The following is a 21,303-nucleotide window of genomic DNA, read 5'->3' as shown; positions in this document are numbered from 1 at the left end:
GGAGGACAAGGGACCGTTCCCTGTGTTCAGGCTGGACTTGACCTGATACAGTCACGTCCGAGCGGCAGTGCCGCCTCATCTGAAGGCCGCCGTGCTCCTTCCTTGAGGCGTCCACAGTCCACTCTGAGGCGGTCGACTCCTGTCATGCCGCTACGCACGTCATCCCCCGAATCCGTGTGCTCTCCTCCTGCCCAGATCCTGCCCAGACCAGGACGGCTCTGGACTGTCGGCGGCACGCTGAAAGGACAGCCAGTGGCACGCATCGCCATCATCGGCTCCGGCTACGGCGGCGCGGTCGCCGCCCGCCATCTGACCCGTCGCGGCATGGCCGTCGACCTGATCGAGATGGGCGTGGACTGGGACACCATGGCCCCCATGTCCAACGGCCGCATCTTCACCGGCATGGCCTCCCCGAACGAGCGCTCCATGTGGTTCAAGAGCCGCACGGACATGCCCTTCGCCTACCTCGGCGGCCTCGACCTCATCAACCGCCGCATCGGCCAGGCCGCAGGCGTGCTGGACATCGAGTACTTTGACCAGATGAAGGTCTACGTCGGCCGTGGCGTGGGCGGCGGATCGCTGGTCAACGGGGGCATGGCCGTGACCCCGAGCAGCAGCTACTTCTCCAAGGTCCTGCCGCAGGTCGATGCGGAGGAGATGTTCGGCACCTACTTCCCGCGCGCGAACGCATCCCTGAAGGTGGCCCGGCCGCCGAAGGACATCATCGGCACCGCCGAGTACTACCAGTTCGCCCGCACCGCGGCCCGTCACGCCAAGCGTGCCGGCTTCGAGGTGGTGGACGTGCCCAACGTGTACGACTGGGACCATATGCGCCGCGAGCACTCCGGCTATGGGGGTGCTCAGCGTTCCGCGCTCGCCCAGGAGGTCATCTTCGGCAACAACTACGGCAAGCGCTCCCTGCCGAAGACCATCCTTGCGGAGGCCCGGGCCACCGGCCTGGTCAACCTGATCCAGATGACCGAGGTGACCCGTCTGGTGTCCGACGGCGACGGCTACCGCCTCTCCCTGAAGACGATCGACTTCAAGGGTGCAGTCCTCTCCCAGCGTGAGGTGAGGTATGACAAGGTCGTCCTCGCCGCAGGCTCGCTGGGCACCTCTCGGCTCGTCTGCCGAGCCCAGTCCGACGGGGATGTCCCCGGCCTGGACTCCAATGAGGCGATCGGCCAGAAGTGGGGGCCCAACGGCAACACGATGCTGGCCATCCGGCACCGGGACCGCACCAACGTGTTGCAGGCGGGCATGCCGGCCCTCGGCATCCGCAACTGGAACGACTCGCCGTCGTCCGTGTTCGCGGAGATCGCGCCGTTCCCCACGTCCATGGAGCTGAACACCAGCGTCTACCTGGCCATCACCGGCAACGAGAACCTCGCCGAGCTGCGCTGGGACGCCCAGCGTGGACTGGTCAACACGTGGACCGCCTCGCATTCGGCGCCGTCCGTGGCCTCCACCAAGGCGATGTTCGACAAGGTCCTCGCCGTCGTCCCGGGGGCCACCTATCGGACGGACCTGTTCGAGAAGCAGAAGCAGTTCACGGACTACTTCTCCTACCATCCGCTCGGCGGCATGGTGATCGGCGAGGCGACAGACCTCAACGGCGAGGTCAAGGGGGCGCCCAACCTCTTCGTCGTGGACGGCTCGCTCATCCCGGGACGCATCGGCGTCAACCCCTTCGTCACCATCACCGCCCTCGCGGAGCGGAACATGGATCGTCTGGCCTCCGCGGGCCGGCTCTGAGCCCGGGTGCAGGAAAAGAGAAGAAGTCGCATGAATGAGATGACCCCCACCACCGCTTCGCAGTCCCTCCGGACGTCCCGGCGCACCGTTCTCACCGCCTCGGCCTGGAGCGCCGGTGCCGTGGCCCTCGCAACATCTGCCCCGGCCGCTGCAGCCTCCACCGTACCGGTCGGTCCCACGGACCTGTCCGTCGAGCTGCTGGACCCCACCACGGACCCGGACACCTGGGCCTACGTGACGGATCAGCCCGTCTACGCGTTCGGCAGCACCTCGACCGAGCGGTTCAGGGCCTCGGCGCCGTCGGCCATGGTGATCACCAACCTGGGTCCGAACGCGGCCGAGAATCCTGCAGGCACGCTCGACACCAGGATGATGAACTACGACTACGACGCCGCGTCGTCCTCGCTGAACTACACGCTTGTCGACTCCCCGATGGCTGAGGTGCAGTTCTCCCCCTCGGGCACCGCGGCGCGCAGCTGGACGTGGACGTACCTCGGCACCCTGGCGCCGGGCGAGTCGGTCAGCATCCCCCTGCGCTACACCGTGGGGTCCGGTCTCGGCTCGATCCTGACCGCCGCCTTCTCCCAGTACCGGTACAACCTGTTCATGTCCGCCACGGTCCAGGACACGGTGAACCAGGAGAACAACCTCTCCGAGAAGGTCGGCTACTTCCCGGGCACCTTCAACTCGACGCCCGAGTTCTGACGGCCCCTGCAGATGAGGCGTCCGCCGCCTCACATGGTCGAGCACAGAGTGCGACGGGCGGGACACCGGTACGTCTCCCGCCCGTCGCCGCGTCCCCGGCCAAGTGCCGCAGTCGATAGACTCGGGGCAGTATCCGGCGGTCTGCCTTGTAGCGGATCGTGCCGGTCCCCGCACATCCACGACCGAGGAGATCCATGGCTGAGATCACTCGAGACCAGGTGGCCCATCTGGCCCGCCTGGCCCACATCCGGATGAGCGAGCAGGAGCTGGACACCCTGTCCGGCGAGCTCGGCCTCATCCTGGACTCCATCTCCCAGGTGCAGGAGGTGGCCGGCGAGGACGTTGTGCCGACCTCCCACCCGATCCCGCTGACCAACGTCTTCCGCGAGGACGAGCCGCGGGACACGCTGACCCAGGAGCAGGCCCTCGACCAGGCGCCGGACTCCGAGGACGGCCAGTTCAAGGTCCCCGCGATCCTGGACGGAGAGTGAGCACAGCCATGACTGAGAGCTTCGACGTGAACGCCGAGCTGACCGCTGACCAGCTCGTCCGCCTCACCGCCCTGCAGATGGCCGAGCGCCTCGCCGCCGGCACCACCACCTCCGTGGAGCTCGTGCAGGCGCACCTGGACCGGATCGCCGAGTACGACGGCGACCCGCGCTCCGACGCCGCCTCCGACCGCGGCGTGCGCGCCTACCTCCACGTGAACACCGACGAGGCCCTCGCCGTGGCCGCCGAGGTGGACGCGATCCGCGCCGCCGGCGGTGCCGAGGCCGAGGCCCTGCACCCGCTGGCCGGCGTCCCGGTGGCCGTCAAGGACAACATCGTCACCGTGGGCCAGCCCACCACCGCCGCCTCGACGATGCTCGACGGCTGGATGAGCCCGTACGACGCCCACGTGATCGAGCGCATCCGCGCGGCGAAGCTGCCGATCCTCGGCAAGACCAACATGGACGAGTTCGCCATGGGCGGCTCCACCGAGCACTCCGCGTTCGGCATCACCCGCAACCCGTGGGACCTGGACCGCGTGCCCGGCGGCTCCGGCGGCGGCTCCGCCGCGGCCGTGGCGGCATTCCTCGCCCCGTTCGCCCTCGGCTCGGACACCGGCGGCTCCATCCGCGAGCCCGCCGCCTTCACCGGCACCGTCGGCATGAAGCCGACCTACGGCGCCGTGTCCCGCTACGGCGTGATCGCCATGGCCTCCTCCCTGGACCAGGTGGGCCCGGCCGCCCGCACCGTGACGGACGCCGCGGCGCTGCAGCAGGTCATCGGCGGCCACGACCGCCGCGACTCCACCTCGCTGCCGGATGAGCAGGCCGACTTCGTGGCCGCCGCCGCCAACCGTGACCTCACCGGTGTGAAGGTCGGCGTCATCGCCGACCAGTCCACGGAAGGGTTCGACGCCGGTGTGAAGGCCGCGTTCGACGCGGACGTTCAGGCGCTGCGCGGGGCCGGTGCGGAGATCGTGGAGGTCTCCTGCCCGCACTTCGACGCCGCCCTGGCCGCGTACTACCTGATCATGCCCTCGGAGGCCTCCTCCAACCTGGCCCGCTACGACGGCGTCCGCTACGGCAACCGCGTGGTGCCGGAGGGCGGCGGCACGATCGAGCAGGTCATGGCGGCCACCCGTGAGGCCGGCTTCGGCCCCGAGGTCAAGCGCCGCATCATCCTGGGCACCTACGCCCTGTCCGCCGGCTACTACGACGCCTACTACGGCTCGGCCCAGAAGGTCCGCACCCTGGTGCAGGAGGACTTCGCCGCCGCGTTCGAGAAGGTCGACGTGCTGCTCACCCCGACCGCCCCGACCCCGGCGTTCGAGCTGGGCGCGCAGACCACGGACCCGATGGCGATGTACCTCAACGACATCGCCACCATCCCGGCCAACCTCGCCGGCGTCCCCGGCCTCTCCGTGCCGGGCGGCACCGTGGACGGCCTGCCGTACGGCCTGCAGCTGGTGGCTCCGGCCCGTGAGGACGCCCGCCTGTACTCGGTGGGCGCCGCCGTCGAGGCGCTCCTGGACGAGCGCCGCGGCACCCCTGTCTGGGCCCAGGCCCCGGACCTCGTCAAGGGCGCCGAACGCGCCGCCGCTCCGACCGCAGGAGGCCAGCAGTGAGCTCGAACGACGTGATGGACTTCGGCCAGGCGATGGAGCAGTTCGACCCGGTCCTCGGGTTCGAGGTGCACGTGGAGCTGAACACCAGGTCCAAGATCTTCTCCTCGGCCCCGAACGCCTTCGGCGACGAGCCGAACACCAACGTCACCGCCCTGGACCTCGGTCTGCCGGGCACCCTGCCGGTGGTGAACAAGGAGGTCGTGGAGTACGCGATCCGCCTCGGCGTGGCCCTGAACGCGCAGGTCGCCGAGTCCTGCCGCTTCGCCCGGAAGAACTACTTCTACCCGGACACCCCGAAGAACTTCCAGACCTCCCAGTACGACGAGCCGATCGTGTTCGACGGCCACCTGGACGTGGAGCTGGAGGACGGCGAGGTCTTCCGCATCGAGATCGAGCGCGCCCACCTGGAGGACGACGCCGGCAAGCTGACCCACCAGGGCGGCTCCGGCCGCATCCAGGGCGCCTCCGCCTCCCTGGTGGACTACAACCGTGCCGGCGTGCCGCTGATCGAGATCGTCACCCGGCCGATCGTCGGCGCCGGGGACCGCGCCCCGGAGCTGGCCCGCGCCTACGTGACCGCGATCCGTGACATCGTCAAGGCGATCGACATCTCCGACGCGAAGATGGAGCAGGGCAACGTCCGCTGCGACGCCAACGTGTCCCTGATGCCCAAGGGCTCAGACACGTTCGGCACCCGCACCGAGACGAAGAACGTGAACTCCACCCGCGCCGTGCAGCACGCGGTGCAGCACGAGATCCAGCGCCAGGCCGCCCTGCTGGCCGCTGGCGGCACGGTCACCCAGGAGACCCGCCACTGGCATGAGGACACCCGCACCACCACCTCGGGCCGCCCGAAGTCCGACGCGGACGACTACCGCTACTTCCCCGAGCCGGACCTGGTGCCGGTGGTGGTGGACCGCGAGTGGGTCGAGCGCGTCCGGGCCGAGCTGCCCGAGCTGCCAGCCGTGCGCCGCAAGCGCCTCAAGGCCGAGTGGGGCTTCTCGGACGAGGAGTTCCGGGACGTGGTCAACGCCGGCGTGGACGGCGAGATCGCCGCGACCGTGGAGGCCGGTGCCACCCCGGCGGCCGCCCGCAAGTGGTGGATGGGCGAGATCGCCCGCCTCGCCAACGCCCGCGAGGTCGAGGTCTCCGCGCTCGGCGTGGAGCCCGCCCACGTGGTGCAGGTCGAGGAGCTGATCGCCGCCAAGACCATCAACGACAAGATCGCCAAGCAGGTCCTCGGCCACGTCGCCGACGGCGAGGGCACGCCGAAGCAGATCGTGGAGGCCCGCTCCCTGGCCGTGGTGTCCGACGACGGCGCCCTCACCGAGGCCGTCGACGCCGCCATCGCCGACAACCCGGATGTGGTGGAGAAGATCAAGGGCGGCAAGATGCAGGCCATCGGCGCCCTGATCGGCCCCGTCATGAAGGCCACCCGCGGTCAGGCCGACGCCGGGCGCGTCCGCGAGATCGTGATGGAGCGCCTGGGCGTCGGCTGACCCCGCGCTCCCCGGTCCGGGCGCTGCGGAGCGCGCAGCGCCCGGGCCGTCGCCGGAGCATCGGAGAGTGGACGGGTGCGCCCGCCGGATGACCTGCCGTGCTCGGCGCGGCGCCGCATTGCCAGTACTCTCGTGGGTGGCGCACCGTCGACGTCGCGCCCTGAGCAGCGCAGCCGCCGCAGCACCCCCGGGGCGGCTTCGACCACCGACCTCATCAGGAGAGCCCACACCCATGAAGGCCCTGTACAAGTCCGGCCCCCACGCCGGCTTCGAGTTCACCGACCGCCCGGAGCCCGAGTGCGGCCCGCACGACGTGAAGATCCGCGTGCACACCACCGGCATCTGCGGCACCGACCTGCACATCGAGGCCTATGACGCCGCCGCGCAGGCGATGATCGAGGCCCCCATGATCCCGGGCCACGAGTTCTACGGCGAGGTCGTGGAGGTCGGGGACATGGTGGAGCACGTGGCCGTCGGCCAGCGCGTCTCCGGCGAGGGCCACGTGGTCTGCGGCATGTGCCGCAACTGCCGTGCCGGCCGCCGCCAGATGTGCATCAACACCGTCTCCGTGGGCGTGCAGCGTGACGGCGCCTTCGCCGAGTACGTGGTGATCCCGGAGTCCAACGTGTGGCAGCACAAGGACGACGCGATCACCCCCGAGGTCGGCGCGATCTTCGACCCGCTGGGCAACGCCGTCCACACCGCCCTGTCCTTCCCGCTGGTCGGCGAGGACGTGCTCATCACCGGCGCCGGCCCGATCGGCCTGATGGCCATCGGCATCGCCCGCCATGCCGGGGCCCGCCGCATCGCCATCACCGACGTCTCCCCGGCGCGCCTGGAACTGGCGACGAAGATGGGTGCCGACGCCGCGATCGACGTCTCCGCCCAGCGGATCAGGCAGGCCCAGGCCGAGCTGCGCATGGAGGAGGGCTTCGACGTCGGCATGGAGATGTCCGGCCGGGCCTCCGCGCTGCAGGAGATGGTGGCCAACATGAACCACGGCGGCAAGATCGCCCTGCTCGGGCTGCCGGACGGGGAGATCGCGATCGACTGGCAGTCCGTGGTGACCCACATGATCACCATCAAGGGCATCTACGGCCGCGAGATGTTCGAGACTTGGTACGCGATGTCCGCGATGCTGCAGTCGAACCCCGCCCTGCTGAAGCAGATCGAGTCGGTCGTCACCGACGTCATCCCCGCCCATGACTGGCAGCGCGGCTTCGACGCCGCCCGTGCCGGCGCCACCGGAAAGATCGTCCTGGACTGGAGGAACCTCTGATGTACGCATTCAAGGACCAGCTGGCCGCCGAGCTGAACGAGCTCCGCGAGTCCGGCCTCTACAAGCACGAGCGGGCCATCACCACCCCGCAGTCCGCCCACGTGCAGGCCACTGCGGCCGGTGCCGAGGACGCCCAGCCCAAGCCGGTGCTGAACTTCTGCGCCAACAACTACCTCGGCCTGGCGGACGACGAACGGCTGATCGAGTCCGCCAAGAAGGCCCTGGACGAGCGCGGCTTCGGCATGGCCTCCGTCCGCTTCATCTGCGGCACCCAGGACATGCACGTCGAACTCGAGCAGCGCCTGTCCGCGTTCCTCGGCACCGAGGACACGATCCTGTTCTCCAGCTGCTTCGACGCCAACGGCGCCGTCTTCGAGCCCCTGTTCGGCCGCGAGGACGCCATCATCTCGGACGCGCTGAACCACGCCTCGATCATCGACGGCATCCGCCTGTCCAAGGCGCACCGCTTCCGCTACGCCAACCAGGACATGGAGGACCTGCGCGCCCAGCTGGAGGCCACCAAGGAGCTGAACGACGGCGCCGGCGCCCGCCGCACGGTGATCGTCACCGACGGGGTGTTCTCCATGGACGGCTACCTGGCCCCGCTGGAGCAGATCTGCGACCTCGCCGAGGAGTACGGCGCCCTGGTGATGGTGGATGACTCCCACGCCGTGGGCTTCATGGGCGCCACCGGTGCCGGCACCCCCGAGCACGCCGGCGTCTCCGACCGCGTGGACATCTACACCGGCACCTTCGGCAAGGCCCTCGGCGGCGCCTCCGGCGGCTACGTGTCCGGCCGCAAGGAGATCGTGGAGGTGCTGCGCCAGCGTGGCCGCCCCTACCTGTTCTCCAACTCCGTGGCCCCGGTGATCGTGGCCGCCACCCTCACCGCCCTGGACCTCGTGGAGGGCTCCGCCGCCCTGCGCAAGACCCTCTTCGACAACGCGGCCCTGTTCCGCCGTCGCATGACCGAGGAGGGCTTCGAGCTGCTCGACGGCGAGCACGCCATCGTCCCCGTGATGTTCGGCGACGCGGCGCTGGCCGCCCGCGTGGCCGACGCCATGCTGGACCAGGGCGTCTACGTCACCGCCTTCTCCTACCCGGTGGTCCCGAAGGGCGCCGCCCGCATCCGCGTGCAGCTCTCCGCCGCCCACTCCGAGGAGGACGTGGAGAACGCCGTGCAGGCCTTCGTGAAGGCCCGCGCCGCCGTGCAGGGCTGATCGGCCCGAGACGACGCCGAGGCTCGGCCCGAGTCAACGCTCGGGCGAGACGGGCCCGGACCACCGGCTCACCGGCTGGGGTCCGGGCCCCTCCCATATCGTCAGCGGGCGCTTTCGTTCGTGAAAGTGTCGAGACCGGCCGCGGTCCGGGCCCCTCCCATATCGTCAGCGAAAATGCCTGGGAAGCGGACCGGACGGCGCGCGGCGGCTCCGGTTCTGCGAGCGACAGCGCCAGGGGCTCAGAACGCGGTCATCGCCCGCTCGATGCGCGGCAGGACCTTCCGCAGCAGCTTGTCCCAGCGCAGCGGCCGGCCGGTGAGCTCCTGCCGTGCGCGGGCGTCGTCCAGCGCCTCGAGTGCCGCGTTGCCGAGCCACACACGGACCCGGCCGGCCTCGTCCGTGTCCCGGGCGATCTCGTCGATGAGGTCCTGGCCGTGCCAGATCGCCAGGTCCGCGACGTTCCGTGCCGGGTCTCCGGCATGCGCCAGGTCCCAGTCGAGGATGCCCGCGAGCCTCCACACGACCGCGTCGCCCTCGCCGGGGACGGGCACCCAGCGCAGGTTGTGGCCGGCCAGGTCCCCGTGGACCAGCCGCGGCGCCACGGCGGGCTCGGAGAACCAGGTGCGGACCGTCGTCGCGATGACCTCCACCGCCTCCTGCCAGGACTGCGGCAGGGCTCCGGCATGCTCGGCCGGCAACGCCGCCGGCAGCGCCCGCAGTGCCTGGATGCGCTCGTCCGTCCACGGTCCGCGGAAGGCCCACGCCGGGCCGAGCCCTGCGGCCACATCCCCATCCGTGACGTCCACGGCGTCCAGGGCGTCCACGATCCCGCGCAGCACTGCCGGGTCGCCCTCGTGCACCGGATGCGGCTGGCCGGGCAGGTAGGGCTGCAGCACCGCCGCGGTCAGCGGCACGCCCTCAGCCGTCTCGGCGTGCCACACCTCGGACAGCGGCGCCGGCACGGAGAACGGCAGGCCCCGTGCGGCCAGCGCCTGCAGCAGGCCCATGCGACGAGGAAGGTGGAAGGCCGGGGAGTCGTCCGGCGCCCAGCAGGTGCCGGGGGCGGCACCGGCCTCCGCCATCCGCGTCATGCGCAGCACGGCCACGTCGTCCAGGACGAGCACCCGGTGGAACTGGCCGGACTCCTCCACACGTCCGGCATCCCAGCGCGCTCCGGTCAGCCGCTCGGCGGTCCGGGCGTCCACGTGGGGCAGCAGTCGCTCGGCGCAGGTGCGCGCGAGCCCGATCTCTGAGGGAAGCGGATCCGACGCCATGACTGACACCGTACCCCCGGCGGACGGACCTACACTGCGCACGTGAGCACCTCCGGAACCACCACCCAGGCCAGTCAGGGCCCGACGACGGCACGCCCCTCCGGCGCGCTGCCCGCCCCTTCGGCGCGCACCGTCCGCTGGGAGGTCGCGATCGTCCTCGGCCTGTCCCTGGGCAAGTCCGCGGTCTACGCCGTGGTGCAGCTGCTGGACAAGATGACCCAGGGGCCGCTGCAGGACCAGACGACCGTCCTCAACCCGGTCCTGAACAACCGATGGGTCTTCGACCTCACCTACCAGCTGCTGAACATCGGCTTCGCCCTCGTCCCGGTGGCCCTCGTGCTCCACCTGGTCCGGCTGCGCGGCCGCAACCCGTTCTGCGCGTTCGGCCTGGACTTCCGCCGTCCGTGGGCGGACCTCGGCTGGGGCGCCCTGCTGTTCCTCGTGATGGGTCTGGGCACCCTGGCCGTCTACGCGGGAGGCCGCGCCCTCGGCGCCACCACGGCGATCGTCGGCTCCGCCATGGACGACACCTGGTACGCCGTGCCCGTGCTGGTCCTGTCCGCCCTGCGCCATGCGCTGGTGGAGGAGGTCATCGTGGTCGCCTGGATGGTGGACCGGCTGTCCTATCTGCAGCAGCTGCGCTCCTGTGGTCTGGCGGGGGAGCAGGCGCCGCAGCTGCCGGCCCCGCGCACCACGGACACCGGTGCCTTCCTGCCGGTCCGCGTCACCACGATCGTGATCGGGCTCGCCGTGCTCCGCGCCGGCTACCACCTGTACCAGGGCATCGGCCCCGGACTGGGCAACGCGGCGATGGGCGTCGTCTTCGTGCTGTTCTACCTGCGCTGGCGCCGCGTCATGCCGCTGGTCGTCGCCCACCTGCTGCTGGACGTCACCGGGTTCGTCGCCGCCCCGCTGCTGGCCCAGCTGGGCTGGTTCGGCACCTGACCGTCCCCGTCCGAGGCCCGGTCCGATGCCCTGTCCGACGTCCGGTCCGTCCCCGTCCGATGCCAACTGGTGAGGACTCACCTGCCAACTGGTGAGGACACACCCTCATCGCCCGCGCAGGAGGGGTGCCAGACGGTGTGTCCTCACCAGTAGACAAGTAGGCCAGCAGACCAGTAGGCGAAGAGCGCCGGGGGCCGTCAGGAAGGGCGCAGGGGGGAGGCCGTCAGGAAGGGCGCAGGGGGGGGTGGCCGTCAGGAAGAGCGCCGGGGGAGGCCGCCGGGAAGAGCGCCGCGGGTGAGGGCGGCCGTCAGAGGGTGACGGTGCCCCGGGGGGTCTCGAACCGCACGGTCAGCAGGCCCGGGGTGCCCGAGGGCGCGGCGTACTCGATGGTGAGGTCCTCGACCTTCTGGGACGGATCGTCCAGGCCCAGCCAGGAGCGGACACGCTCGCGGGAGCCGGCCAGGGTGAGCGAGGAGATCGAGGCCTGCGCCGGGGCCGCCAGGGAGGGGTGGAGGTCCTCGGTGCCCTCGTCCCAGCAGACCAGGTACGGGACCTGCGGGTCCGCGATCAGGCCCTTGATGCCGATCTGCTTCCAGGTCAGCTCGCGGCCGTCCGGGAACTTGCGGTTGCCGGGCACGGCGGAGCGGCCGAGGCGCTCTTCGAAGGCGGAGAGGTCGTCTGTGGCCACGACCCAGCCCATCCAGCCGCCGCCCTGCTCGGAGCGGGAGCGCACGGCCTGGCCGAACGGGGCGTTCGCCGCCGCCGGGTGGTCCAGGACCTCCACGACCTCCAGGTACTGGCCGTGGGCCATGGGGAACAGGGCGTTGCGGGTGCCGAACCGAGGGTGCACGCCGCCCTTCACGCGCTCCACGCCGAGGGCGTCGGAAACCCGTTCCACGGTGGCGTCGAGGCCCTCGGGGCCGGCGGCGTAGGACACATGGTCCAGGCGGATGGTGCTCACGAAGATCGTCCTCTCGTCGGCCCAGGGGATGTCAGCCGGGCTGTCGTGAGGCTCAGGCTAGCCCTGTGTGACGAAGGACATGAAATCGTGACGAGCCGGTGTGCGGTCGGTGTGTCCCCGATGCCACACTGGCGTCACGGTCACGAGAGCCAGCACCAGTGCCCCGGCATTCTGGCCGGCAACCCTCCCCACCGCGGCGGGGTGCCCCGGGTGACGACCAGGCCGGCCCCAGACCGGGGCCCGGCAAGCGCGGTCGTGTCATGCGCCCGCTCCCGCACGGGCGTGCCAGAGCCCCGGACCTGCTCAAGGTCCACGGCAGTCCGAGGCGCGGGGGCATGGCCGACCCTGACAGCCCCAGGAATCCGCCATGACCACCCAGAACAGCGCCCCTGAGACGAGCACCTCCGCGAACGCCGAGACCCCCGCCGCCGAGGCCTGGGGCTTCGAGACCCGTCAGATCCACGCCGGCGCCGAGCAGCCCCACGCCCACGGCGCCACCGCTCTGCCGATCGTGCAGACCACGTCCTTCGACTTCCCCAGCTCCCAGGTTGCCGCGGACCGCTTCGCGCTGGCGGACCTGGACCCGCTGTACACGCGGATCGGCAACCCCACCCAGCAGGCGGTGGAGGAGAAGATCGCCGCGCTCGAGGGCGGCGTGGGTGCGCTGCTGCTGTCCTCCGGGCAGTCAGCCACCACGTTCGCGATCCTCAACGTCGCCGGCGCCGGAGACCACGTGGTGGGCTCCACCTCGCTCTACGGCGGCACACAGAACCTCTTCAAGCACACCCTGGCCAAGGTCGGGGTCCGGACCACCTTCGTGCAGGACCCGGACGACCTGGAGCAGTGGCGGGCCGCCGTCCGCCCGGAGACCAAGGCGTTCTTCGGCGAGTCCCTCGGCAACCCGCGCGGAGACGTGTTGGACGTCGCCGGAGTCGCCGCCGTCGCCCACGAGGCCGGTGTCCCGCTGATCGTGGACAACACCCTGGCCTCGCCGTACCTGTTCCGGCCGATCGAGCACGGTGCGGACGTGGTCACCCACTCGGCCACCAAGTACCTCGGCGGCCACGCCGCGGCCATGGCCGGCGTGATCGTGGACGCCGGCACCTTCGACTACGGCAGGTACCCCGAGCGCTTCGGAGGCTTCACCGAGCCGGACGAGTCCTACCACGGCCTCGTCTACGCTCGGGACCTCGGTGCCGACGGTGCCTTCGGCGTGAACCTCTCCTACATCCTCAAGGCCCGCGTGCAGCTGCTCCGTGACTACGGATCGGCGATCTCCCCGTTCAACGCCTTCCTGGTGAACCTCGGCCTGGAGACCCTGTCCCTGCGCATGGAGCGCCACGTGGCCAACGCCCGCCGGGTCGTCGAGTACCTGGACGGCCACGGGCAGGTGGAGGCCGTGGTCCATCCCGAGCACGCCTCGAGCCGGTGGAACGTCCGTGCGAAGGAGCTGTTCCCGCGCGGCGCCGGTGCGATCGTCTCCTTCGAGATCGCCGGCGGCCGCGAGGCCGGCGCGGCCTTCGTGGACGCTTTGACCCTGCACCACCATGTGGCGAACGTGGGCGACGTCCGTTCGCTGGTGATCCATCCGGCCTCCACCACCCATTCCCAGCTCACCGAGGACGAACAGCGCGCCACCGGCGTCACCCCGGGCCTGGTCCGCCTCTCCGTGGGCCTGGAATCGATCGAGGACATCCTCGCGGACCTCGAGACCGGCTTCGCCGCCGCCTCCGGCGCCGTGAGGCACGACGACGGCCCGGCCGCCTCCGCAGGGGAGGCCCGGTGACCGCGGTGGACGTCAGGGGCACCCGCACCGATCTGCCCGCCGGCGGGTTCCACCGGCTCTGCGTCGGGCCGCTGGACACGGAGACCGGCGGCCACCTGCCGGCGGTGGAGCTCGCCTATGAGACGTGGGGCACGCTGAACGCCGAGGGCACCAACGCCGTGCTGGTCCTCCACGCCCTCACGGGAGACACCCACGTGGCCGCCCACCGCCAGGACCCGAGGACCGGCTGGTGGGATGAGCTCGTCGGTCCCGGCCGCGCCGTGGACACGGACCGCTGGTTCGTGGTGGCCCCGAACATGGTGGGCGGCTGCTCCGGTTCCACCGGCCCGGCGAGCCCGGCCCCGGACGGACGTCCGTGGGGCTCGCGGTTCCCGTTCATCACCCTGCGCGATGCGGTGGAGGCGGAGGCACGGCTGGCCGACCACCTCGGCATCGCCCGCTGGCATGCCGCGATCGGCGGGTCGATGGGCGGCGCCCGGGCCCTGGAGTGGGCCGTGAGCAGGCCGGACCGTGTGGCGGGCGTGGGGGTGCTGGCGTCGACCGCGCACTCGAGTGCCGAGCAGATCGCCTTCGCCCAGTCCCAGGCACAGGCCATCCGCCTCGACCCGCAGTTCCGGGGCGGTGACTACTACGGAGGTCCGCAGCCCGAGGCCGGCCTCGGCATCGCCCGGCGCATCGCCCACATCACCTACCGCAGCGCCGAGGAGCTGGCCGTGAGGTTCGGGCGCCGCCACCAGGGTGAGGAGGATCCCTTCGGCACGGCGGCAGGAGAGCGTCTGGGCCGGTACCAGGTGGAGTCCTACCTGGACCATCAGGCCTCCAAGCTGGTCGGCCGGTTCGACGCGAACGCCTACCTGACCCTCACCGAGGCCCTCATGAGCCATGACGTCAGCCGTGGCCGTGGGGGCGTGGCCGAGGCGCTGCGGCGGTTCACAGGCCGGGCCTTCGTGGCCGCCGTGGAGACCGACCGGCTCTACCTGCCCGCCGAGTCCCACGAACTGGCCGCGCTGCTGCCGGCCCGGCCGCAGGTGCACATGATCGACTCACCGCTCGGGCATGACGGCTTCCTCGTCCACTACGGGCAGGTCGCCGAGCAACTCCGGCAGGACCTGGCCCTCTGAGCCGACGGCGGCCCGGACGCACCCCTTGTGCGTCCGGGCCGTCGTCGGGGCGGCGGGTTCTCAGCCCTCGTTGTAGTCCGAGCCGTGCGGCATGTCCGCGCCGAACAGGGGAGCGGCGTCGGGGCGCTTGGCGCTGCGGCCGTCTCCGGAGGAGACGCCCTTGATGCGGCGGATGACCCACGGCACCAGGTGGGTGCGCGCCCACACGACGTCCTCGGCCCGCGCGTGGCGCCAGTTCCGCGGCGGCAGCGGCTTGGGCACGAACGGCTCCAGGTCGTGCTCCACGTTCAGCGTCTCCAGGACCATCGCCGCGATCGTGTGATGTCCGGTGGGGGAGAAGTGCAGGCGGTCCTCGGCCCACATCTCCGGGCGGGAGAGGACCTTCAGGGACCACATGTCCGGGACCAGGCAGTCGTGGCGGGCGGCGATGGTGCGGACGTTCTCGTTGTAGATGGCCACCTTGCCGCGGATGCGGCCGAGCACCGGGGTCTCCTTCACGTCCGTGGCGTTGAAGAGGAGGATGGTGGCCCCGGAGGCGGACAGCCGCTCGACCGCGGTGTCCAGCCGGACGGCCACCTCGTCCGGGTCCGCCCGGCGAAGGATGTCATTGCCGCCGGCGCAGATGCTGACCAGGTCCGGCTGCAGCTCGAGGGCGGGGTCGATCTGGTCCGCTGCGATCTGGTCCAGGAGCTTGCCGCGCACTGCAAGGTTGGCGTAGGCGAAGCGCTCGTCGTCCGGGGTGAGGCGGGCGAGTTCTTCGGCCACGCGGTCGGCCCAGCCGCGGTGGTAGCCCGGCTTCTCGGCCACCGGGTCGCCGATGCCCTCGGTGAACGAGTCGCCCAGGGCCACGTAGCGGCGCCACGGATGCGTGGTGGGCGAGGCGGCAGGGGAGGCGTCGTCGGGACGGGAGGCTGTGGAGGAGTCTGGGTGCGGAGTCGTCACAACAGTGCATTCTGGACCCCAAAGGGCATGTGGAACAAGGAATCGGAGCGGGATGCTCCACTTCGGTTGCTCCGCATACGCTGGACGCCATGACTTCCACCACCGAGTTCACCGTCCGCTGGTCCCACCCTGAGGGGGAGCGCACCGATCACCTGCTGGTGATGCTGCACGGCTTCGGCGCGGACGAGAACGACCTGTTCGGCCTGGCCCGCGAGTTCCCGGAGCGTCTCACCGTGGCCTCCGTGCGCGCGCCGCTGCAGATCCCGATGGGCGGCTTCGCCTGGTTCCCGCTGTCCCAGGACCCGGTGACCGGGGAGATCGGTTCGGACGCCCCGTCCGTGCGCGCCGCCGTTGAATCACTGCAGGCCTGGGTGGAGTCCGTCCGCGCAGACTTCCGGTCCGTGACCCTGCTCGGCTTCTCCCAGGGCATGGCGATGGCCATGTCCCTGCTGCGCCTGGACCCGGCCGCCTACGCCTGCACCGTGGGCCTGTCCGGCTTCGTCGCCGACCCGGACCGCGCCGAGCCCGAGCTCGCCACCCTCTTCGACCGGGACGACGAGGTCGCCCGCGTCCGGCCGAAGGTCTTCTGGGGTCGCGGCCAGGAGGACCCGATCATCTCCGAGGCCCGCGTGGAGGCCACCCACGGCTGGCTCAACGAACATGTGGACATGACGAAGATCGTCTACGCCGGCCTCGGCCACGCCGTCCACCCGCAGGAGCTCACCCACGTGGTGCAGTACCTGGACCAGGTGGTGCCGGGGAGGGGCTGACTCAGCCTCACGGCGCCTCGATCACGATCGACTCGCCGTTGAACTCCACCACGTCTCCGTCGTGCAGCTGCGCGCCGCGCTGGGTGCGGACCTCGCCGTTCACGGTCACCATGCCGTCCTGGATCACGTCGCGGGCCATGGCGCCGTCCTCCACGAGGGAGGCGAGCTTGAGGGCCTGGCCGAGGCGGATGGTCTCGTCACGGATGGGCAGGGGCTGTGCGTCGGAAGCCATGAGGCCCATTGTCCCCGGTAGGCTTGCCCTCACGCGAGTCGTGCGCGTGATTCGGCCATGCCCGGACGCCGCCGGCCCGCCGCCCATCGCCCCGCCGCCATGTGCGGGGCGCCCCACACCCAGGACGGAAGTGACATTCACCCATGGCTGCCAAGTCCCCGCTGGACAACGTCATCAACCTCGCCAAGCGCCGAGGCTTCGTGTTCCAGGCCGGTGAGATCTACGGCGGTTCCCGCTCGGCCTGGGACTACGGGCCGCTCGGCGTGGAGCTGAAGGAGAACATCAAGAACGAGTGGTGGAAGACCTTCGTGCGCTCCCGCGCGGACATGGTCGGCCTGGACTCGTCCATCATCCTGCCCCGCGATGTGTGGAAGGCCTCCGGCCACGTGGACACCTTCACCGACCCGCTGGTGGAGTGCACCTCCTGCCACAGGCGCCACCGCCAGGACCACCTGGAGGAGGCCTTCGAGGCGAAGAAGGGCCGCATGCCCGAGTCCATGGCGGAAGTGGTGTGCCCAGACTGCGGCACCCGCGGCGAGTTCACCGAGCCCCAGCTGTTCTCCGGCCTGATGAAGACCTTCCTCGGCCCCGTGGACAACGAGGAGGGCCTGCACTACATGCGCCCGGAGACGGCGCAGGGCATCTTCGTGAACTTCCTCAACGTGGTGAACGCCGCCCGCAAGAAGCCTCCGTTCGGCATCGGCCAGATCGGCAAGGCGTTCCGCAACGAGATCACCCCGGGCAACTTCATCTTCCGCACCCGCGAGTTCGAGCAGATGGAGATCGAGTACTTCGTGCCGCCGGCACAGGCGCAGGAGCACTTCGACCGCTGGGTGGAGGAGTGCTGGAACTGGTTCGTGGACCTCGGGATCAACCCGGACAACCTCCGCAGGTTCGACGTCCCCGCCGAGGAGCGCGCGCACTACTCGGACGGCACCATCGACCTGGAGTACCGCTTTGGCTTCGGCGGCGGCGAGGGCTGGGGCGAGCTTATGGGCGTGGCCAACCGCACGGACTACGACCTGTCCCAGCACACCGAGCACTCGGGCACGAAGATGCAGTACTTCGACCAGGCCGCCAACGAGCACTACACCCCGTACGTGATCGAGCCGTCCTTCGGCCTGACCCGCGCCATGATGGCGTTCCTCGTGGACGCCTACGCGGAGGACGAGGCCCCGAACACCAAGGGCGGCGTGGACGTGCGCACCGTGCTGAAGCTGGACCCGCGCCTGGCCCCGGTCAAGGCCGCCGTGCTCCCGCTGTCCAAGAAGCCCGAGTTGCAGCCCGCCACCCAGTCCCTCGCGACGGAGCTGCGCGGCCTGTGGAACGTCGAGGACGACGACGCCGGGGCCATCGGCCGCCGCTACCGCCGCCAGGACGAGATCGGCACCCCGTACTGCATCACCGTGGACTTCGACACCCTCGAGGACCAGGCCGTCACCATCCGCGAGCGGGACACCATGGCCCAGGAGCGCGTGGCCCTGTCCCAGGTGAAGTCCTACCTGCTGGAGCGTCTGGTCAAGTGACCGGCGCGCAGCAGAACGGCAGCGCCCGTACCGCTCCGGAGGGGCTGACCCTGCGGGCGTGGGAGGACGGCGACGACCTGCGGCTGCTGGAGGTCTTCGGCGACCCCGTGGACGTGCAGCAGCACCAGGACCGCGCCATGCTGGCCGCCTCCTCGGACACCCCGTGGCGTCGGTGCATCGTGGCCGAGGTGGACTCCGTCCCCGTGGGCGCCGCCGTGGTCTATGCCTCCTCGCTGCACCCGCAGCGGCTCTGGCTCTACGTGGAGACCGCCGCCTCCGAGCGCGGCCGCGGCATCGGCTCCGCCCTCCTGGACGCTCTGCGCCGGATCGTCACGGCGGCGCACGCCGCCGGTGAGGTCACGACGACGGCGCTCAAGTCCCGCTACGGCCTCGCCCCCGAGGACACCAGGACGGTGGCCGAGGGGGAGGAGCTGCCGGAGCTCGACCTCGAGTCCCACGCCGAGCGTGCGGCCCAGGCCGAGGCGACCGGCGGCTTCCTCGCCGCCCGGGGCTTCACCCGGATCCAGCGCTCCCGGCGCGTGGCCGTGGCCGCACGCTCCGTGGCGCTGCCGACGCTGCGCACCGATCAGACCCCGGAGGGCGTGAGCCTCGAGGAGTCCTCCACCGGCTCCGTGGAGCTCACCCGTGCCGTGGCCGCGTTCTACAACGGTGTCCATGAGTGGGACCCGGCCGAGATGAGCCTCGGTCAGGCCCAGCAGATGCTGCTGGGCCCGGACACCGGCGCCGCCGGCGCCGTGGTCCTGCGCGACCGGCCCGGCGCCGACGGCGGGGCCATCCGCGCGTTCGCCGTCTCCTACACGGCCGAACGCCAGGAGGACCCGGCCGACGTGCTGCTCGGCTGGGACCCCGAGCTGGAGGACACCGAGGCTAAGCAGGCCGTGGCCGACCTGCTCGCCCTGCTCGTGGTCCAGCACCCCGTGCAGATCGAGGTGGACGACTCCATGACGGCCCTGGCACCGATCGTGGACGGCCTGCTCACCGCCGGCTACGCCCAGGTGCTCGCCGACGCCTCCGTGGTGGCGACCGCATGAACACCGCCGGCCGTGAGCCGGACGAGGCGGCCGTCGTCGGGAATCCCGGCGCCGGGGAGACGGTCCAGGACCCGGCGCGGGTGCGCGCCCTGAGGGCCACCGTGCTGACGGTGGCCGTGCTGAACCTGGCCTACATGGTGGTGGAGATCGCCGTGGCGCTGTCCATCCGCTCCGTGGCCCTGGTGGCGGACTCGGTGGACTTCTTCGAGGACTTCGCCGTCAACCTGCTGATCTTCATCGCCCTCGGCTGGACGCTCTCGAAGCGTGCGGCGGTGGGCAAGGCGATGGCCGTGATCATCGTGCTGCCGGCCCTCGCGGCGCTGGTCATGGCGGTGGCGAAGATGGGCGACCCCGAGCCGCCGGCCGCCGGCGTCCTCTTATGGACGGCCGTCGGCGCGGTCGTCGTGAACCTCGTCTGCGTCCTGCTGCTCTCCCGCTTCCGGGCCGACGGCGGCTCCCTCACCCGGGCCGCCTGGCTCGCCGCCCGCAATGACCTGATCGCCGGCGTGGTGCTCATCGCCCTGGCCGGCGCCACCGCGCTGACGGCCTCCGGCTGGGCGGACATCATCGTCGGCCTGCTGCTGGTGGTCCTCAACGGCTCCGCGGCCAAGGAGGTCTGGGAGGCCGCCACCGAGGAGTCCCTGGCGGCCAAGGCCTTGGCCGGCGACATCGACGACGACTGACAGTCCGCGCACGGCGACGCCCCGCACCGTCCGGTGCGGGGCGTCGCGTTGTGTGGGGCCGGCCGTGACGGCTCAGCGGTGGCCGGCGCGGTGCAGGACCAGTGAGCACAGCACACCGAGCGCGGCCAGCACGGGGAAGACCAGCAGGGCCAGGGTGAGCGGCACCGTCGTGGCCAGCAGGCCGACCAGCGGGCTCAGACCGATGCCGGCCACACGCATCAGCCAGGACACGATCGCCAGGCCGGTCTGCGCCGGCAGGCCGGGGACCTCATCGCCGAGCGCGTAGGCGGTGGGGACCACCACCGCGCAGCCGAGGCCGCACAGCGCCAGGCCGGAGAGCACCACCGGCAGGGCAGCGGTGAACAACACCAGCAGCAGGCCGAGGACCACACAGGACAGCCCCACCGTGAGCGTGGTGCGGCGGCCCAGCGCCGCGAGGACGCGGTCGCCGGTCAGGCGGCCGAGGAACTGGGCGAGCAGCAGAGTGGAGGCGCCCAGGCCGGCGACGGCGGCGTCCAGGCCCCGCTCGGTCTGCAGGAAGAGCGAGGTCCACGCGTTGCCGAACTCCTCCACGCTGAACCCGGCCATCGCGATCACCACGATCGGCACGAGCGCCAGGTAGGCGCCGGTGCGGGTCGGAGTCCGGGCGGAATCCGTGGCGGCGTCCGGTGCCGTGGAGGGCCCGCCGCGGTCGGCCGCCTCGACGGCCTGGGGCGAGGCCGAGTCGGAGGCCACGGTCTCCGTCGACGGCGCGGGGCCGTCGTCGGGACGTGAAGGGGCGTCCGGGAGGAACCGGCGGTGGACCAGCAGCAGGATGACGGCGCAGGCCAGGCCGTTCAGGCCCAGGTGCACGGACATCGGCAGCCCGGCGCCCACCGAGAGCGCACCGAGGCCTGCTCCGGCGGCGGCACCGATGCTCCACCCGGCATGCATGGAGGTCAGCACCGGCCGGCGGAGCACGGTCTGCACACGGATGCCCTGGGCGTTCTGCGCGGTGTCCACGATCGCGTCGCCGATGCCGCAGACGAACAGCAGGCCCGCGAAGACCCAGACGAAGCCGCCCCAGGGCAGGCCGCCGTCCCCGCGGACGGCCGCCGCGGCGTCCACGGCGAGACCGGCACCGGAGACGAGCACCGCCAGCAGGAGCGTGCCATAGAGCACCACACGGCGACTGCCGACCCGGCGCAGGATCGGTGCCGGCATGCTGCCGGTGAGCGCCGCGCCCAGCGTCAGGGCGATCACCAGCAGGCCGAACTCGCCGGCGCCGAGTCCGAAGGCGGACTTCGCCTCCGGATAGTGGGGGATCAGCGCGCCGAACAGGGCGCCGTTGGTGAGGAACGCGAACGTCGCGGCCCAGCGGGCGCGGCGGAGCTCGGCAGCGGCTGCGGACGCAGCGGAGGGGCGTGAGAGCCTGGACATCCGCTCCAGGCTCTCACGCCC

The 21,303-nt window shown here is 71.2% G+C and carries 19 protein-coding genes and 1 riboswitch; of the genes, 14 read left to right on the top strand and 5 right to left on the bottom strand.

All coding sequences use genetic code 11. The features are described from left to right. Positions 1 to 252 precede the first annotated feature (252 nt). From MLY01S_RS09190 to MLY01S_RS09160, 7 genes are all read left to right on the top strand, one after another. Positions 253 to 1,755, top strand: coding sequence for a GMC oxidoreductase (locus tag MLY01S_RS09190; protein ID WP_067191396.1), 1,503 nt, complete (start codon positions 253 to 255; stop codon positions 1,753 to 1,755). Positions 1,756 to 1,785: 30 nt separating this feature from the next. After that, positions 1,786 to 2,460, top strand: coding sequence for a hypothetical protein (locus MLY01S_RS09185; RefSeq protein ID WP_067191394.1), 675 nt, complete (start codon positions 1,786 to 1,788; stop codon positions 2,458 to 2,460). Positions 2,461 to 2,654: 194 nt separating this feature from the next. Further along, positions 2,655 to 2,951 (top strand): Asp-tRNA(Asn)/Glu-tRNA(Gln) amidotransferase subunit GatC, encoded by a 297-nt coding sequence (gene gatC / locus MLY01S_RS09180; protein ID WP_067191392.1) that lies wholly within the window; start codon positions 2,655 to 2,657, stop codon positions 2,949 to 2,951. Between the two features lie 8 nt (positions 2,952 to 2,959). After that, the gene (gatA, locus tag MLY01S_RS09175) at positions 2,960 to 4,573 is read left to right on the top strand and encodes an Asp-tRNA(Asn)/Glu-tRNA(Gln) amidotransferase subunit GatA (RefSeq protein ID WP_174520649.1); all 1,614 of its coding nucleotides are present in this window, start codon (positions 2,960 to 2,962) and stop codon (positions 4,571 to 4,573) included. Further along, positions 4,570 to 6,072, top strand: coding sequence for an Asp-tRNA(Asn)/Glu-tRNA(Gln) amidotransferase subunit GatB (gene gatB, locus MLY01S_RS09170; RefSeq protein WP_067191388.1), 1,503 nt, complete (start codon positions 4,570 to 4,572; stop codon positions 6,070 to 6,072). The genes gatA and gatB overlap by 4 nt, the downstream gene beginning before the upstream one ends. 232 nt (positions 6,073 to 6,304) lie before the next feature. Continuing rightward, positions 6,305 to 7,351 (top strand): L-threonine 3-dehydrogenase, encoded by a 1,047-nt coding sequence (tdh, locus tag MLY01S_RS09165; RefSeq protein ID WP_067191386.1) that lies wholly within the window; start codon positions 6,305 to 6,307, stop codon positions 7,349 to 7,351. Then, entirely contained in the window at positions 7,351 to 8,571 is a 1,221-nt protein-coding gene (locus MLY01S_RS09160; protein ID WP_067191384.1) for a glycine C-acetyltransferase, read from the top strand. Before tdh ends, MLY01S_RS09160 begins: the two co-directional genes overlap by 1 nt. A 239-nt stretch (positions 8,572 to 8,810) precedes the next feature. On the opposite strand, the gene MLY01S_RS09155 is transcribed toward MLY01S_RS09160, so the two are convergent. Then, a complete protein-coding gene (locus tag MLY01S_RS09155; protein ID WP_067191382.1) occupies positions 8,811 to 9,845 on the bottom strand; it encodes a phosphotransferase family protein in 1,035 nt (344 codons plus the stop codon). 42 nt (positions 9,846 to 9,887) lie between these two features. Between MLY01S_RS09155 and MLY01S_RS09150 the strand changes: the two genes are divergently transcribed. Further along, entirely contained in the window at positions 9,888 to 10,790 is a 903-nt protein-coding gene (locus MLY01S_RS09150) for a CPBP family intramembrane glutamic endopeptidase (RefSeq protein ID WP_067191380.1), read from the top strand. A 307-nt stretch (positions 10,791 to 11,097) separates the two neighbouring features. Here the strand turns inward: MLY01S_RS09150 and MLY01S_RS09145 are convergent, their stop codons facing one another. Further along, the gene (locus tag MLY01S_RS09145) at positions 11,098 to 11,751 is read right to left on the bottom strand and encodes a VOC family protein (RefSeq protein WP_067191378.1); all 654 of its coding nucleotides are present in this window, start codon (positions 11,749 to 11,751) and stop codon (positions 11,098 to 11,100) included. Positions 11,752 to 11,889: 138 nt separating this feature from the next. Further along, a riboswitch (SAM riboswitch) is annotated at positions 11,890 to 12,007 on the top strand. 111 nt (positions 12,008 to 12,118) lie between these two features. Between MLY01S_RS09145 and MLY01S_RS09140 the strand changes: the two genes are divergently transcribed. Then, positions 12,119 to 13,537 carry an O-acetylhomoserine aminocarboxypropyltransferase/cysteine synthase family protein gene (locus tag MLY01S_RS09140; RefSeq protein ID WP_067191376.1) on the top strand — a complete coding sequence of 473 codons (1,419 nt, stop codon included), beginning with the start codon at positions 12,119 to 12,121 and terminating at the stop codon, positions 13,535 to 13,537. Next, complete coding sequence (metX, locus tag MLY01S_RS09135) at positions 13,534 to 14,658, top strand: homoserine O-acetyltransferase MetX (RefSeq protein WP_067191374.1); 1,125 nt, start codon at positions 13,534 to 13,536, stop codon at positions 14,656 to 14,658. Before MLY01S_RS09140 ends, metX begins: the two co-directional genes overlap by 4 nt. 60 nt (positions 14,659 to 14,718) lie before the next feature. On the opposite strand, the gene MLY01S_RS09130 is transcribed toward metX, so the two are convergent. After that, complete coding sequence (locus tag MLY01S_RS09130; RefSeq protein ID WP_067191372.1) at positions 14,719 to 15,600, bottom strand: SGNH/GDSL hydrolase family protein; 882 nt, start codon at positions 15,598 to 15,600, stop codon at positions 14,719 to 14,721. Between the two features lie 89 nt (positions 15,601 to 15,689). Here MLY01S_RS09130 and MLY01S_RS09125 point away from each other — a divergent pair, with 89 nt between their 5' ends. Beyond that, positions 15,690 to 16,370: an alpha/beta hydrolase gene (locus MLY01S_RS09125; protein ID WP_070638860.1), complete on the top strand. Its 681-nt coding sequence runs from the start codon at positions 15,690 to 15,692 to the stop codon at positions 16,368 to 16,370. A 7-nt stretch (positions 16,371 to 16,377) separates the two neighbouring features. On the opposite strand, the gene MLY01S_RS09120 is transcribed toward MLY01S_RS09125, so the two are convergent. Further along, positions 16,378 to 16,611: an RNA-binding S4 domain-containing protein gene (locus MLY01S_RS09120; RefSeq protein ID WP_087134606.1), complete on the bottom strand. Its 234-nt coding sequence runs from the start codon at positions 16,609 to 16,611 to the stop codon at positions 16,378 to 16,380. Positions 16,612 to 16,745: 134 nt separating this feature from the next. Between MLY01S_RS09120 and MLY01S_RS09115 the strand changes: the two genes are divergently transcribed. Genes MLY01S_RS09115 through MLY01S_RS09105 form a run of 3 tightly spaced genes read left to right on the top strand, consistent with a single transcriptional unit; the run spans position 16,746 to position 19,863 of the window. Then, positions 16,746 to 18,128, top strand: coding sequence for a glycine--tRNA ligase (locus tag MLY01S_RS09115; protein WP_067191370.1), 1,383 nt, complete (start codon positions 16,746 to 16,748; stop codon positions 18,126 to 18,128). Continuing rightward, positions 18,125 to 19,180 (top strand): GNAT family N-acetyltransferase, encoded by a 1,056-nt coding sequence (locus MLY01S_RS09110; RefSeq protein WP_067191368.1) that lies wholly within the window; start codon positions 18,125 to 18,127, stop codon positions 19,178 to 19,180. Before MLY01S_RS09115 ends, MLY01S_RS09110 begins: the two co-directional genes overlap by 4 nt. Then, on the top strand, positions 19,177 to 19,863 hold the full coding sequence (locus MLY01S_RS09105; protein WP_082740035.1) for a cation efflux transmembrane domain-containing protein: 687 nt from the start codon (positions 19,177 to 19,179) through the stop codon (positions 19,861 to 19,863). Before MLY01S_RS09110 ends, MLY01S_RS09105 begins: the two co-directional genes overlap by 4 nt. A 72-nt stretch (positions 19,864 to 19,935) precedes the next feature. Here MLY01S_RS09105 and MLY01S_RS09100 read toward each other — a convergent pair. Next, positions 19,936 to 21,303: MFS transporter (locus MLY01S_RS09100; RefSeq protein WP_306301689.1), on the bottom strand; the 1,368-nt coding region annotated here is incomplete at its 5' end.

Source organism: Micrococcus lylae NBRC 15355 (assembly GCF_001570885.1).
In the GTDB taxonomy this organism is placed as follows: domain Bacteria; phylum Actinomycetota; class Actinomycetes; order Actinomycetales; family Micrococcaceae; genus Micrococcus; species Micrococcus lylae.
This window is presented reverse-complemented; position numbering and strand designations above follow the sequence as displayed.

Excerpts from the sequence above, each read along its gene's own strand:
- MLY01S_RS09185 (WP_067191394.1), top strand. The coding sequence starts at position 1,786 with ATGAATGAGATGACCCCCACCACCGCTTCGCAGTCCCTCCGGACGTCC.
- gatC (WP_067191392.1), top strand. The coding sequence starts at position 2,655 with ATGGCTGAGATCACTCGAGACCAGGTGGCCCATCTGGCCCGCCTGGCC.
- gatA (WP_174520649.1), top strand. The coding sequence starts at position 2,960 with ATGACTGAGAGCTTCGACGTGAACGCCGAGCTGACCGCTGACCAGCTC.
- tdh (WP_067191386.1), top strand. The coding sequence starts at position 6,305 with ATGAAGGCCCTGTACAAGTCCGGCCCCCACGCCGGCTTCGAGTTCACC.
- MLY01S_RS09160 (WP_067191384.1), top strand. The coding sequence starts at position 7,351 with ATGTACGCATTCAAGGACCAGCTGGCCGCCGAGCTGAACGAGCTCCGC.
- MLY01S_RS09155 (WP_067191382.1), bottom strand. The coding sequence starts at position 9,845 with ATGGCGTCGGATCCGCTTCCCTCAGAGATCGGGCTCGCGCGCACCTGC.
- MLY01S_RS09140 (WP_067191376.1), top strand. The coding sequence starts at position 12,119 with ATGACCACCCAGAACAGCGCCCCTGAGACGAGCACCTCCGCGAACGCC.
- MLY01S_RS09125 (WP_070638860.1), top strand. The coding sequence starts at position 15,690 with ATGACTTCCACCACCGAGTTCACCGTCCGCTGGTCCCACCCTGAGGGG.
- MLY01S_RS09120 (WP_087134606.1), bottom strand. The coding sequence starts at position 16,611 with ATGGGCCTCATGGCTTCCGACGCACAGCCCCTGCCCATCCGTGACGAG.
- MLY01S_RS09115 (WP_067191370.1), top strand. The coding sequence starts at position 16,746 with ATGGCTGCCAAGTCCCCGCTGGACAACGTCATCAACCTCGCCAAGCGC.
- MLY01S_RS09105 (WP_082740035.1), top strand. The coding sequence starts at position 19,177 with ATGAACACCGCCGGCCGTGAGCCGGACGAGGCGGCCGTCGTCGGGAAT.